Origin of the sequence: Nonomuraea sediminis (genome assembly GCF_018531495.1) — a bacterium.
GTDB lineage: Bacteria > Actinomycetota > Actinomycetes > Streptosporangiales > Streptosporangiaceae > Nonomuraea > Nonomuraea sediminis.
Map to the genome: position 1 here is coordinate 968499 of NZ_JAHDTI010000003.1, position 12773 is coordinate 981271.

A 12773-nucleotide genomic window follows, 5' to 3' on the forward strand; every position below is an offset into this window, starting at 1 on the left:
GAGGAGCCGTAGCTCACGCCAGCGACGGCGAAGATCGCTCCGCGCCGTGACGACCGCGGGTGGCGGGCGTCCCTAATCTGCCTGGCATGGAAGCAATCATCGAGGTCGCCGGGCTGCGCAAGCGCTTCGGCCGCACCCTGGCGCTGGACGGCATGTCGTTCACGGTCGCGCCGGGGCAGGTGACCGGGTTCGTCGGACCGAACGGCGCGGGCAAGTCCACCACGATGCGGGTGGTGCTCGGGCTGGACGCGCCGGACGAAGGGCGCGCGCTGGTGGGCGGCAGGCCGTACCAGAGCCTGCGGCGGCCGCTGAGCCACGTGGGGGCGCTGCTTGACGCCGCGGCGCTGCAGCCCAGCAGGACGGGACGCAACCACCTGCTGTGGCTCGCGCACTCGCAGGGGCTGGGCGCAGGCCGGGTGGACGAGGTGATCGAACTGGTCGGGTTGGGCCCGGCGGCGCGGCGCAGGGCAGGCGGCTACTCCCTCGGCATGCGGCAGCGGCTCGGGATCGCCGCGGCGCTGCTCGGCGACCCGCCGGTGCTCATGCTGGACGAGCCGTTCAACGGGCTCGACCCGGAGGGCATCGTGTGGATCAGGGGCCTGCTGCGGTCGCTGGCCGAGCAGGGTCGTGCCGTGCTGGTGTCCAGCCACCTGATGAGCGAGCTGGAGGACACCGCCGGCCATCTCGTGGTGGTGGGCCGCGGCCGGGTGGTGGCGGACACCAGCGTGGCCGACCTGATCGCGACGGCCTCCCGCGGCAGGGTCACGCTGCGCACGTCGGCGCGGGACGAGGCGATGGCCGCGCTCGCGCACGCGGGCGCCACCGTGGCCGCGACCGGCCGCGACACAGTGACCGTCACCGGGATGCCGTCGGAGCAGGTCGTGGCGCTGCTGGGCCGCGGCCGGGTGCCGTTCTCCGAGGTGGCCGCGCACCGGGCGACGCTCGAGGAGGCCTACATGGAGCTCACCAGGGACGCCGTCGAGTTCAGGGCGGCGTCGTGATCCGGGCGGAATGGACCAAGTTCAGGACCGTGCGCGGCTGGGTGGTCGGCATGGCGGTGTCCGTACTGGTCATCGTGCTGCTCGGGCTGCTGTACGCGGCGGGCAGCCACAGCTCCTGCATGCAGGGCACCAAGGAGGTCCCCTGTCCCGCCATCCCCGTGGGGCCGGGCGGGGAAGGGGTGAACGATCGGTTCTACTTCGTGCACCAGCCGCTGACCGGCGACGGGAGCATCACGGCCCGGATCACCTCGATGACCGGGATCATCACCTATCCGCCGCCCAACCACGACCAGATCGTCAAGGGCCTGGTCCCGTGGGCGAAGGCCGGGATCATCGTCAAGGAGAGCACGAAGCAGGGCTCCACCTACGCGGCGGTGACGATGACCGGCGGCCACGGCGTGCGGATGCAGCACGACTTCACCGAGGACACGGCCGGCAGGCCGGGCACCGCGCCGCGCTGGCTCCGCCTCACGCGCCAGGGCGACACGATCACCGGCTACGAATCGGCCGACGGAGCCGCCTGGACTCAGATCGGCACCGCTCGCCTCGCAGGGCTGCCGGAAACGGCGCAGATCGGGCTGTTCGCGAACTCGCCCGGCGACCTGACCGTGAAACAGCAGTCGCTGGGCGGCTCCATCGCGCAGATGCGCTTCACGCAGACCACCGCCGAGTTCGACCACGTCACGGTGCAGGGCGAGACGTCGGGGAGCGCGTGGTTGCGCGATGAGGTGGGCGGCACCAGGAATGTGACCGACTGGGAGAAGTACCACCACCCGGGCGGGCTGGTCCAGTCGGGCGACACGTTCACCGTAACGGGCTCCGGTGACATCGCGCCCCTGGGGGCCGAGGGCGGGCCGACCCCGGCGCAGACACTGACCGGGCTGCTGGCCGGGCTGATCGTGGTGATCGTGGTGGCGGTGCTGTTCATCACCGCCGAGTACCGGCGGGGGCTGATCCGCACCACGCTGATCGCCGGCCCGCGGCGGGAGCGGGCGCTGCTGGCCAAGGCGGCGGTGATCGGTTCGGTCGCGTTCGCCGCCGGGCTGGTGGCCGCCGCGATCGTGGTGCCGGTGTCCACGGCGATCCTGGAGGGCAACGGGACCCACATCCTGCCGGTCTCCGCGCCGACCCAGGTGCGGCTGGTGCTGGGCACCGCGGCGCTGGTGGGGATCTCGGCCGTGTTCGCGCTCGCACTCGGGGCGCTGTTCCGTCGCAGCGCGGCGGCCGTCGTCGCGGCCATCGCGGTGATCGTGGTGCCGCAGATCCTGGCCACCGCGTCGGTGCTGCCGATGCCGGCCGCGCAGTGGCTGCTGCGGCTCACGCCCGCTGCCGGGTTCGCGATCCAGCAGACGATGATCGAGTATCCGCAGGTGCCGGCCTACTACGCGCCCTCCGATGGCTACTATCCGCTGTCGCCGTGGGGCGGCATGGCCGTCATGTGCGGCTACGCCGCCCTCGCCCTGGCCTTCGCCGTCCACCGCCTGCGCCGGAGGGACGCATGAACGGGCGGTCACGCATGGCGTGGGCACTACGGGCGGAATGGACGAAGTTGTGGACCGGCGGCGGCGGCACCTGGTGGCTGCTCTTCGGGGTCGTGGCGCTGACCGTGGCCGTGAGCGCGGCGTCTTCGGCGCTGACGTTCCCGGACGCGTGCCCGCGCACCGGCTGCCTCCAAGACCCTGTCAAGATCAGCCTGACCGGCGTCGCCGTCGGGCAGGTGGCCGTCGCGATGCTCGCCATCCTGGCGGTCTCGGGCGAGTACGCGACCGGCATGATCCGTACCACCCTCACCGCGCTGCCGCGCAGGAGCACGCTGCTGGCCGCCAAGGCGGCCGTCGTCACCGGGCCGATCCTGGCGACCGCGGTCGCGGCCGTGCTGGGAGCACTGGCCGCCGGGCGGCTGCTGCTGCCCGGCAACGGCTTCACCCCCGAGCACGGCTACCCGCCGCTGTCGCTGACCGACGGGCCGACACTGCGCGCGGCGGCGGGCTCGGTGCTCTACCTGGTGCTGATCGGGCTGCTGAGCCTGGGCGTGGGGGTCATGGTCAGGGATTCCGCCGCGGCCATCGGCGTGACCCTGGGCCTGCTCTTCCTGCCCCTGCTGCTGTTCATGATCCCAGACGCCGACCTGCGGACACTGATCTTCCGTGTCACCCCGATGAACGCGGGCCTGGCCATCCAGGTGACCCGCGACCTGGCCTCCTGGCCGATCAGCCCGTGGGCGGGCCTGTCAGTGATGACCGCATGGGCCGGCGCCGGCCTGCTGGGCGGCGGCCTCCTTCTCCGTCATCGCGACGCCTAGGACGGAGCCGGTGGCGGTCAACCAGCGGCCCTCGCGCATCAGGTCGCGCCCCGGCAGCTCGTTGACCTCCCGCCAGGCCTGGATCCGCCGCGGAAGGATGCGGAAGTACAGGTACGGCGTGGCCAGCCGGCGCGGGTCGAACCCGGTCTTGGCCGCGAACGCGTCACCGACCGCCTGCGGCAGCTCGGCGATCGTCACCACCTGGACGGTGCCCTCGATCAGCACCACGTCACGGGTGGGGCCAAGGCCGACGCGCACCGTGCCGCGGGCCCGCAGGTTGCGCCCCGTGGGACTGGACTCAGGGGTCGACATCAGCAGGGTGCCGGCGTCCCACAGGAACGACAGCGGTATCAGATATGGGGACTCGCCGGCGGTCGCCACCCAGCAGTCCACGTCGTTGGCCAGCCGGTGCAGGGTGTCCATCCTGCGCTGCTCCCTGCTGCGGGGCTCATCAAGCATCATGACCTCCTCTTTCGGGTGCGATGCTGCCAGTGCGGAGGACGATACGCGAGGCGCCGCCCCCTCGCGGCGCGTCATCAGGCTCCGGCGATCTCCCGATGTCCGCCATCGTGGCAGGCCGTATCGATAGATTTGCGATGCATTTCCTATGTGACGGTATGTAGCGGAAGCTCGCCGCGAATCCAGGCGGTGCGCTCGGGCCCACCGCTCCCGCCTGTGACCGCCCAGGCGATACGCACGCCGCCCGCGAAGCTGGGATCGCGCACCAGGTGGTGTGCCCACGCAACGGTGTGCGGGGTCCGGGAGCGAGCCTGCTTGGCTGATCTCAAGGGTTCGGGCCGGCGGCGCCGTACCTCTGGAATGCGAAACGCCGGCCATGAAGGCCGGCGTTTCGGTGGTGGTCAGGCGTCGATGTGGTCGCGGTCGACCTCGGCGGCGCTGCTGACGATGAACTCGCGCCTGGGCGCCACGTCGCTGCCCATGAGCAGGTTGAAGATGCGCTCGGCCGCCTCGGCGTCCTCGATGCGGACCCGGCGCAGGATGCGGTGGCGCGGGTCCATCGTGGTCTCGGCGAGCTGGTCGGCGTCCATCTCGCCCAGACCCTTGTAGCGCTGCACCGGGTCCTTCCAGCGCTTGCCGCGCCGCTCCAGGCCGGCGAGCACCTTGTGCAGCTCGGCGTCGGAGTAGCAGTAGATGTACTTGTCCTGCCCCCTGCCGGGGTTGGTGAGCTCGATGCGGTGCAGCGGCGGCACCGCGGCGAAGACCCGCCCCGCCTCGACCATCGGCCGCATGTAGCGGTGGAAGAGCGTCAGCAGCAGGCAGCGGATGTGGGCGCCGTCGACGTCGGCGTCGGCCATCAGGATGATCTTGCCGTAGCGGGCCGCCTCGATGTCGAACGAGCGGCCCGACCCGGCGCCGACCACCTGGATGATCGCGGCGCACTCGGTGTTCTTGAGCATGTCGGCGACGGACGCCTTCTGCACGTTCAGGATCTTGCCGCGGATCGGCAGCAGCGCCTGGAACTCCGAGTCGCGGGCCAGCTTGGCGGTGCCCAGCGCCGAGTCGCCCTCGACGATGAACAGCTCGCTGCGGTCGACACCGTCACTGCGGCAGTCGACCAGCTTGGCGGGCAGCGCGGAGTTTTCCAGCGCGGACTTGCGGCGCTGGTTGTCGCGGTGCTCGCGGGCGGCGATGCGCGCCTTGGCGGCGGCCACGATCTTCTCGAGCACGGCGCGCAGCGGCTGCTTCATGCCCCGCGGCGGGTTGTCGAACAGTTGCTTGAGCTCGCGGGAGACCACGTGGGAGACGATCCTGGTGGCCGCGGAGGTGCCGAGCACTTCCTTGGTCTGGCCCTCGAACTGCGGCTCGGGCACCCGCACGGTCACCACGCCGGTCAGCCCCTCGAGGATGTCCTCCTTGGTGACCGGGTCGTCGCCGTTCTTCAGCAGCCGCGTCTCGCGCAGCTGCTCGTTGAGCGTCTTGACCAGCGCGCGCTCGAAACCGGTCAGGTGGGTGCCGCCCTTGGGGGTGGCGATCACGTTGACGAACGAGCGGATCGTGCTTTCGTAGCCCTTGCCCCAGCGCACCGCCACGTCGACGGTGAGCTCGCGCTGCACCTCGGTGGGCGTCATGTGGCCCTGGTCGTCGAGCACCGGCACGGTCTCGTGGAAGTGGCCCACGCCCTGCAGGCGCAGCACGTCGCAGACGGCCTCGTCGCGGGCGAGGAACTCGGTGAACTCCGAGATGCCGCCGTCGAAGCGGAACTCCTCCTCGACGCGCTCCTCGTGCCTGCTGTCATAGACGGCCAGGGCCAGACCGGGCACCAGGAACGCGGTCTGCCGCAGCCGCACGTGGATCTCGTCGAGCGAGACCTCGGCGTCGGGCAGGAAGATCTGCTTGTCGGCCCAGAAGCGCACGCGGGTGCCGGTGACGTTCTTGGGGCGCGTGTCGCCGATCCGGAGCCCGGACTTCTTCTTGAACTTCGCGTTGGGGCCGGGACCGTCGAAGACGCCGGTGACGCCACGGCGGAAGCTGATCTCGTGCACGCGGCCGTCGAGGTCGACCGCGACGTCCACGCGCGCCGACAAGGCGTTGACCACGGACGCGCCGACGCCGTGGAGGCCGCCGGAGGCGCCGTAGGCGCCGCCGCCGAACTTGCCGCCCGCGTGCAGCTTGGTATAGACGAGCTCGACTCCGACCAGGCCGCTCTTGGGCTCGACGTCGACGGGAATGCCCCGGCCGTTGTCGCGCACCTCGATGGAGCCGTCTGGGTAGAGCTCGACCTCGATGCGGTCGCAGTGCCCTGCGAGCGCCTCGTCGACGCCGTTGTCCACGATCTCCCAGAGGCAGTGCATGAGCCCACGGCTGTCGGTGGACCCGATGTACATGCCGGGGCGCTTGCGGACCGCTTCGAGGCCCTCAAGCACAGACAGGTGACGAGCCGTGTAACCCGCCTCCACAACCGTCACTCCAGCTCCTCTGGTCAAGGATCGAACACCAGTGCGTAGCCTACCGTTCTTCCCGCCTACGCGCGTACAAGCTTGCCATCACTGACGGTTTGCCGTTACCAACCGGCTGATCGTCATTACTTTGGGATACATTCCGCTCTCGGCGTAGTCGGGTAGCGGTTGGGAACGTCTCTGTCCGGTTAGATGTTGTCTCAAGTGACTGACGCCAGATCCTCGCTTCGGCGGGGGTGACCCGAAAGGCGATACGTGACTGGAGCTCTCGCCCCCGTTAAGCCGCTGACGGCCCTCGACCGTTGCGACCGCTGCGGCGCCCAGGCCTACATTCGCGCGACCCTGCCTGTGGGTGGGGAGCTGCTGTTCTGCGCCCATCATGGGCGTCAGCACGTGGCAGCGCTGCGCGAAAAGGGCGCCGAAATCCTGGACGAGTCGGCTCGGCTCAGCGAAACCCCTGCAACCGCCACCAACGAGGAACGCTAACCACATATACGAGGTACGGCGGGCCCTTCCTGGGTCCGCCGTTTCTCATTTCACCCGATAGTGGTAGCGATCCCGGACCTCGAACCCCTCGCTCCTGTACAGCGCCTGGGCGGCCGGGTTCGACGCGGTGGTGACCAGATAGGCCTGCTCCGCCTGCCGTACCAGGGCGCGGAGCACGCTGGAGGCCAGCCCGCGGCGGCGCGCGGCGGGCAGCGTGGCCATGCAGTAGATCCCGACCGTGTCGCCCTGCGGGACGCCTCGGCCCACGGCCAGCGCCACACCGTCCTCCTCGACGGCCGCGTAGCGCGCCTTGACGCCCGTGCAGATGCGTCGGGCCGCCTCCAGGCCGTCGGCGTAGCGGCCGTCCACCGACCACCAGGTGTCCAGCCAGCCGTCCCAGGGTTCGTCCTCGACCCTGACCCGGTGCCGCGGCTCGCCCTGGGGTGAGCCCGCCATGATCAGCGTGGGGTCGACGAGGCCGTATGCCCTGCTCTCCAGTTCCGCGTCGAGCTCCTCGGCGACGCCTGGACCCATCGAGAACGCGCACGGCAGGCCGCGGGCGGCGTAGAAGGCCTCGGCGGCCTCGACGTCGCCGCGCTCTCCCAAGGGCAGGACGGAGTTCGCCCGTTTCGTGACACCTCCCGCGTATCGGAAGGTCCAGCCGCGGGAACGTTCCCGTTCGAAGGCGGGCCAGGCCTCGTCTATCAGGCTGTCGTAGTCACGCATGCCGGAACCCTAGCGTTAAGCTGCGGAATCGTGCTGATCCTGCTGCCGCCGTCCGAGGGCAAGGCCGCCGAGGGCAACGGTCCCGCCGTCGGCGAGCTGTCCTTCCCCACGCTCGACCGGGCCCGCAGGCGCGTGGTGAGCGCGCTGGTCAAGGCCTCGCGCCGCCGCGACGCGCTCGACGTGCTCGGCCTGTCGCCCGGCCAGGCGCCCGAGCTGGCCAAGAACCTGGCGCTGAAGACAGCGCCCACGCTGCCCGCCGCCGAGCTGTACACGGGCGTGCTCTACGACAACCTGGGCCTGGCGACCCTGTCCCCCGAGGCACTGGCCAGGGCCGAGGAGTCGGTGCTGATCTTCTCCGGCCTGTGGGGCGTGCTGCGGATCACCGACCGGATCCCGCCCTACCGCCTGTCGATGGGTGTCACGCTGCCGCCGCTCGGCGGTCTGGCCGCCTTCTGGCGCCCCTTCGTGGCCAAGGAGCTCGACCGGCTGCCCGGCCTGGTCGTGGACCTGCGCTCCTCGACGTACGCCGCCGCGTGGAAGCCCGGCGAGCGCGCGGTCGGGGTCCGCGTGCTGCGCGACGGCAAGGTCGTCAGCCACATGGCCAAGGCCACCCGCGGCGAGGTGGCCCGCGCGCTGCTCGAGAACCCCGCCGACCCGGCCACCCCTGACGAGCTGGCCAAGCTGCTTGATGAGCTGGGCTATGCCGTACGGCTCGCGCCGGGCAGGATCGACGTCACCGTGGAGTGAGTCAGCGGTAGATCGCCGTGGCCTGGTTGGCGATGTAGGACTCCAGGGCCTTCATGATCTGGGCGATCGCCGGTTGGGTGGCCTGCGTCAGATCGGCGAGGCGGGCCCTGATCTCGGCGGGGCGGTCGCTCAGGTAGAGGGCGTCCTCCAGGCGGAGCAGCCGCACGAGCTCGCACAGCGCCAGGTCGGCCGGCGTGGGCTGCTCGTGGCCCATGACGGGCAGCCTGACCCGGGCCATGGCGACCGTGAGCGGCCCGTGGCCGACGGGGACGTACCGGATCGAGGTTCCGATGAGGCGCCGCCGTACCGTCGTCTGGATGAGCCCCAGCGTGTCCAGCTGGCGGGCCGTCGACTCGAGCATGTCGCCGGACAGGACGGCCAGCCACTGCACGATCGGCATCCGCTGCTGAGGCACCGCGGCCAGCAGCCGCATGCAGGCCTCGTCCTGCAGCTGGGCGGGACCGGGCCGCCCGGCGCCGAGCACCAGGGTGTGCCCCTCGAAGGCCAGGGCGCCGAGCAGGGCGAGGTCCGCCAGCATGGCGGCGGCCAGCCCGGCGCCCAGGGTGGGGACGTGGATGGAGGGCGCTCCCTTCTCGCCGTGGGCGATGAGGAACAGGTCGTACGGCAGCGGGAGACGTTCCATGTTCTGTCAGAGCCGTTCGTGTGACAGTCCGGCCAGCCTGGGCTTCAGGCCGGCCGCGTAGAGGATGCCCAGGATCGCCACGCCGAGGGCCAGCCAGATCAGGCCGACGATCTGGGCGGCGAGGTTGGCGTTCCAGACGACGAAGGCCAGGATCACGAAGCCGATCACCGGCGAGATCAGGTGCCGCCAGTAGTCCTTCGACCCGCTCCTGATCAGGTAGTGCGCGATGACCGACACGTGCAGCACCATGAACGCGATCATCGCCCCGAAGTTGATCAGCGTGGTCAGCACGCCGATGCCCTGGTCGTCGGTGAACACCAGCAGGCCACCGGGCAGCACCAGCCCCAGGAAACCGACCAGCAGGATCGCGTTGACGGGCACGAGCCGCTTGAGCGAGACCTTGGCCAGGAAGCGCGGCAGCTGCCCGTCACGCGCGATCGCGAACAGCAGCCGGGAGGTCGCCACCTGCGCCACCATCGAGTCGGCGATCCCCCAGGCCGCGGCCGTGGCGACGGCCGTCACACCGCCCAGCCAGCCGCCGCCCGCCGACGAGGCGATGTCGAAGAAGGCATTGGAACGCTCGGTGCCGTGCGCGAGCAGGTCGGCCGTGTTCGGAGCGAGCAGCGCGGCCACCCACGTCTGCGCGATGAACAGCAGCCCGGCCAGCCCGAGCGCGGCCGCCATGGCCTTGCCTATCTCCCGCGACTCGCCGCGGGTCTCCTCCGACAGCATCGCGATCCCGTCGAACCCGAGGAAGCTCAGCACCGCCACGGACACCGCACCGAAGATCACCGACACGGAGAACGTGCCGGAGTTGAACAGCGGCTCGAACGACATCCCGTTGCCGCGCCCGCTCAGCAGCGCCCACACCCCGACCGCGAGGAACAGCCCGAGCACCACCAGCTCGCAGATCAGGAACACCTTGGTGGCCGTGGCCGTGATCTTGATGCCGAGCAGGCTGACGGTGGTGTTGAACACCACGAACAGCACCAGCCACACCCATACCGGTACGGCGGGCACCACGGCGTGCATGGAGGTGGAGGCGACCAGGTAGAGCAGGCTCGGCACCAGCAGGTAGTCCAGCAGGATCGCCCACCCCGCCAGGAACCCGACGCCCGGGTGGATGGCCCGCCCCGCGAAGCTGTAGACGCTGCCCGCCAGCGGGAACGCCTTGACCATCTGGCCGAAGCTGGCGGCGGTGAAGGTGAGCGCGACCACGCCGATGAGGTAGGCGAGCGCGACCATCCCGCCGGAAGCCTGGAACACCTGCCCGAAGATCGCCATCGGTGCGATGGGCACCATGAAGATCAGACCGTAGAACATCAGGTCCGTGAAGCTCAGGGATCGGCTCAGTTCCTGCTTGTAGCCGAACTCAGATAAGGACGTCGCCATGGGTCGCCTCTCGGGGGGGTGCACAACCAACGGAGGCAACCTTAGGCACACGCGTCACTCCACACCAGATCAAACCCCAGGTTGGCCGCATACCGCCCAACTCCGCGATATGCGGCCACATCGCCGCGAGGTGCCTCTATGCCCTATCCGGCCGGGCATCCAGAAGATCCCGGTTGGCCTCCCGAGCTGTCGGGTTCCGAGTCGATCCCTGGCCTGCGCGGCCCCCGGCGCCGGGGGCCGTGCCCGTCAGGGGTGGGTGACGCAGGCGTCCTGGATGTCGGCCGGGAGGACCGGCTTGCCGTCCACCGGCGGCGTGGGCCCGTCGGGCTCGGGCTGGATGCCGCCCGCGGCGATCTCGTCCAGGGCGGCCAGCCCGGGCCCGTCCACGGTCCCGAAGATCGTGTAGTTCGGCCGCAGCCCGGAATCCCCGTACACCAGGAAGAACTGGCTGCCGTTGGTGTCGGGCCCGGCGTTGGCCATGGCGAGCACGCCCCTGGCGTACGTCCTGCGCGCGCCGGTCGGATCCCCTGGCCACGGCGGCAGGTCGGTGGGCAGCTCGTCCTTGAACTTGTATCCGGGGCCGCCCTCGCCGGTGAAGCTCGGGTCGCCGCACTGCAGCACCTTCAGCCGGTCGTAGGCGGTCAGCCGGTGGCAGGAGGTCGCGTCGTAGAAGCGGTGGCGCACCAGATGCACGAAGCTCTGTACGGTGCACGGCGCCTTGGCCGGGTCGAGCGCCAGCCCGATGTCGCCGTGGTTGGTCTTGAGCACGACGGAGACCGGGCGGGTCGGCGTGTGCCGCGGGTCGGGCGGCAGCGGCACCTTCCTGACGGCTGGATCGTCCGGCGTCTCGGTGTAGCCGCACGGTCCGTGCGTCGTCCTCGGCGGCCGATCGGCGGCACCGGCGGGCAGCCCCGCTCCCACCACCGCTCCCGCGGCCACCGCCACCACCGCGATCCGTAAAGCACCTCTCCTGGACACAGTGCCCTCCCATGAAGTGATCGACAGACTCCCCGACATCTAGTCGATCTACCGAGTAGCGTCAAGGGGCTGTCAAACGACCCGTCGCGAACCTCCAGGTAGGCCCGAGAACGCCGGCCGACCTCTTCGTCCCTGCCGAACAGTCCCGTCAGGGCAGGAGCAATCCCCAGTAGAGGGCCCACGGGACGAACGCGGTCCCGCCGACGGCGAGCAGCGTGAGCCGGACGCGTTCCCCGGACGCCTCCGATCGGCGCCTGACCACCCAGGTCAGCACGGTGGCGATCACGACGGTGACCGCGAGCGCCTGCAGCGCCAGCCAGATCACCGGGCGCCCGGCGAGGAGCGGGCCCGGCGAGGCGAGCTTGGCCCCGCTCATCAGGACGGGGACGAGATAGCCGAGGAACCCGGCCACCGTGGCGAGCCCGGCGGCCGCCAGCACTCGGGGCGACCGCCCGACGGCCGGCCGCACCCGCCCGCGGACGCGGCGGACCAGCGCTACCACCGGGTAGCCCGCGAACGCGACGATCATCAAAAGGAGGACGGCGAGCTGCGCGAACGCCGACTCCCACCAGGCAGGCCGCGGCACGGGCACGCTCAGCGAGGCCTGCTTCGGCAGCGGGTCGGGGGCCTGGGCGGTCGGGAGCCGGCCGGCTGACACCGACCGGACCCAGTCGCCGACCAGCTGGGCGTACCCGGGCGCGAGCGCGGGCAGCCGGGTCACGCCGTGGTCGGGGCTCTGATGGGCGGCGTGGTCGGCGTCAGGCACGTAGCGCAGGGTGTAGTGCCGGTTGCCGCCGCGCTCCAGGGCGGCGGCGAGCAGCGGCGGGGTCTCCTGCGGCGGGGTGAGGAGGTCGTCGGCGCCCCAGATGCCCAGCATCGGCTGCTTGACGTGCTCCAGCACCGGACCCGGCGAGTACCAGGGTTCGGGGAACAGGCCGCCGTCGGCGATCACGCGGTACAGGTTCGGCTCGGCGCGGTCGACCAGCGACCCGGACACTCCGGCCTTGCGCAGGCCCGCGGCGGTGGCCCAGGTCTGCTGGCGCAGCGGCTCCAGGGCGTTGCCGCCCACCGTGACGACGAAGGCGACCTGCGAGGACTGCGAGGCGGCCAGCGGCGCGACCCAGCCGCCCTCGCTCAGGCCCCAGATGCCGACCTTCGCCGGGTCCACCCCGGGCTGGGCGCGCAGGGCGGCCACCGCGCCGAGCGCGTCCCGAGCGAGTTGCCCGTAGTCCCGGTGGAAGAGCGAGTAGCCGGACGACCGCTTGTCGTAGACGAGCACCGACATGCCCGTGCGGGCGAACGCGACGGCCTCGCCCATCAGCTTGGTGCGCGGGGTCCCCTCCCCCGCACCGTGCACGAGGACCATGCCGGGGTGCCGGTCCGGTGAGCCCGCCGGGGTCAGCACGGTGCCGTGCAGGACGATCCCGCCGTCTCCGCGGAAGGTGATCTCGGAGCTGACCGGTTCTGACGCTGCGGCTGCCGGCGTGGCGGCGAGGCCCAGGAGCACGACGGACGCGAGGAGCAATCGAATCATTCGCATATGCCGAGAGTAATCTGCAGAGAAGTCTCGGCAAAGCTAA

General features: G+C 70.9%; 12 protein-coding genes. 5 read left to right on the plus strand and 7 right to left on the minus strand.

The window, feature by feature from the left end; all coding sequences use genetic code 11:
• The first annotated feature begins 86 nt into the window (after positions 1–86).
• The 3 genes from KIK09_RS18550 to KIK09_RS18560 are packed head-to-tail and all read left to right on the plus strand — an operon-like array spanning position 87 to position 3303.
• Complete coding sequence (locus KIK09_RS18550; RefSeq protein WP_214320452.1) at positions 87–1001, plus strand: ATP-binding cassette domain-containing protein; 915 nt, start codon at positions 87–89, stop codon at positions 999–1001.
• The gene (locus KIK09_RS18555) at positions 998–2503 is read left to right on the plus strand and encodes a DUF1349 domain-containing protein (protein ID WP_308164172.1); all 1506 of its coding nucleotides are present in this window, start codon (positions 998–1000) and stop codon (positions 2501–2503) included. The genes KIK09_RS18550 and KIK09_RS18555 overlap by 4 nt, the downstream gene beginning before the upstream one ends.
• The gene (locus tag KIK09_RS18560; protein WP_250573241.1) at positions 2500–3303 is read left to right on the plus strand and encodes an ABC transporter permease; all 804 of its coding nucleotides are present in this window, start codon (positions 2500–2502) and stop codon (positions 3301–3303) included. The genes KIK09_RS18555 and KIK09_RS18560 overlap by 4 nt, the downstream gene beginning before the upstream one ends.
• On the opposite strand, the gene KIK09_RS18565 is transcribed toward KIK09_RS18560, so the two are convergent.
• Complete coding sequence (locus tag KIK09_RS18565) at positions 3232–3765, minus strand: pyridoxamine 5'-phosphate oxidase family protein (protein WP_308164173.1); 534 nt, start codon at positions 3763–3765, stop codon at positions 3232–3234. The two genes, KIK09_RS18560 and KIK09_RS18565, sit on opposite strands and share 72 nt — an antisense overlap.
• 398 nt (positions 3766–4163) lie before the next feature.
• Positions 4164–6230 carry a DNA gyrase/topoisomerase IV subunit B gene (locus tag KIK09_RS18570; RefSeq protein WP_214320453.1) on the minus strand — a complete coding sequence of 689 codons (2067 nt, stop codon included), beginning with the start codon at positions 6228–6230 and terminating at the stop codon, positions 4164–4166.
• A gap of 246 nt (positions 6231–6476) precedes the next feature.
• Here KIK09_RS18570 and KIK09_RS57800 point away from each other — a divergent pair, with 246 nt between their 5' ends.
• Positions 6477–6707 carry a DUF7455 domain-containing protein gene (locus KIK09_RS57800; RefSeq protein ID WP_308164174.1) on the plus strand — a complete coding sequence of 77 codons (231 nt, stop codon included), beginning with the start codon at positions 6477–6479 and terminating at the stop codon, positions 6705–6707.
• A 45-nt stretch (positions 6708–6752) separates the two neighbouring features.
• Here KIK09_RS57800 and KIK09_RS18575 read toward each other — a convergent pair whose 3' ends face one another.
• Entirely contained in the window at positions 6753–7433 is a 681-nt protein-coding gene (locus KIK09_RS18575; protein WP_214320454.1) for a GNAT family N-acetyltransferase, read from the minus strand.
• Positions 7434–7463: 30 nt separating this feature from the next.
• Here KIK09_RS18575 and KIK09_RS18580 point away from each other — a divergent pair, with 30 nt between their 5' ends.
• Positions 7464–8180: a YaaA family protein gene (locus KIK09_RS18580; RefSeq protein WP_214320455.1), complete on the plus strand. Its 717-nt coding sequence runs from the start codon at positions 7464–7466 to the stop codon at positions 8178–8180.
• A 1-nt stretch (position 8181) separates the two neighbouring features.
• Here the strand turns inward: KIK09_RS18580 and KIK09_RS18585 are convergent, their stop codons facing one another.
• The 4 genes from KIK09_RS18585 to KIK09_RS18600 form a co-directional block, all read right to left on the minus strand.
• Complete coding sequence (locus tag KIK09_RS18585; protein ID WP_214320456.1) at positions 8182–8823, minus strand: GPP34 family phosphoprotein; 642 nt, start codon at positions 8821–8823, stop codon at positions 8182–8184.
• Positions 8824–8829: 6 nt separating this feature from the next.
• On the minus strand, positions 8830–10215 hold the full coding sequence (locus KIK09_RS18590; protein ID WP_214320457.1) for an APC family permease: 1386 nt from the start codon (positions 10213–10215) through the stop codon (positions 8830–8832).
• Positions 10216–10461: 246 nt separating this feature from the next.
• Positions 10462–11193: a peptidylprolyl isomerase gene (locus tag KIK09_RS18595; protein WP_308164175.1), complete on the minus strand. Its 732-nt coding sequence runs from the start codon at positions 11191–11193 to the stop codon at positions 10462–10464.
• A 148-nt stretch (positions 11194–11341) separates the two neighbouring features.
• Entirely contained in the window at positions 11342–12733 is a 1392-nt protein-coding gene (locus tag KIK09_RS18600; RefSeq protein WP_214320459.1) for an alpha/beta hydrolase family protein, read from the minus strand.
• Positions 12734–12773: the final 40 nt, after the last annotated feature.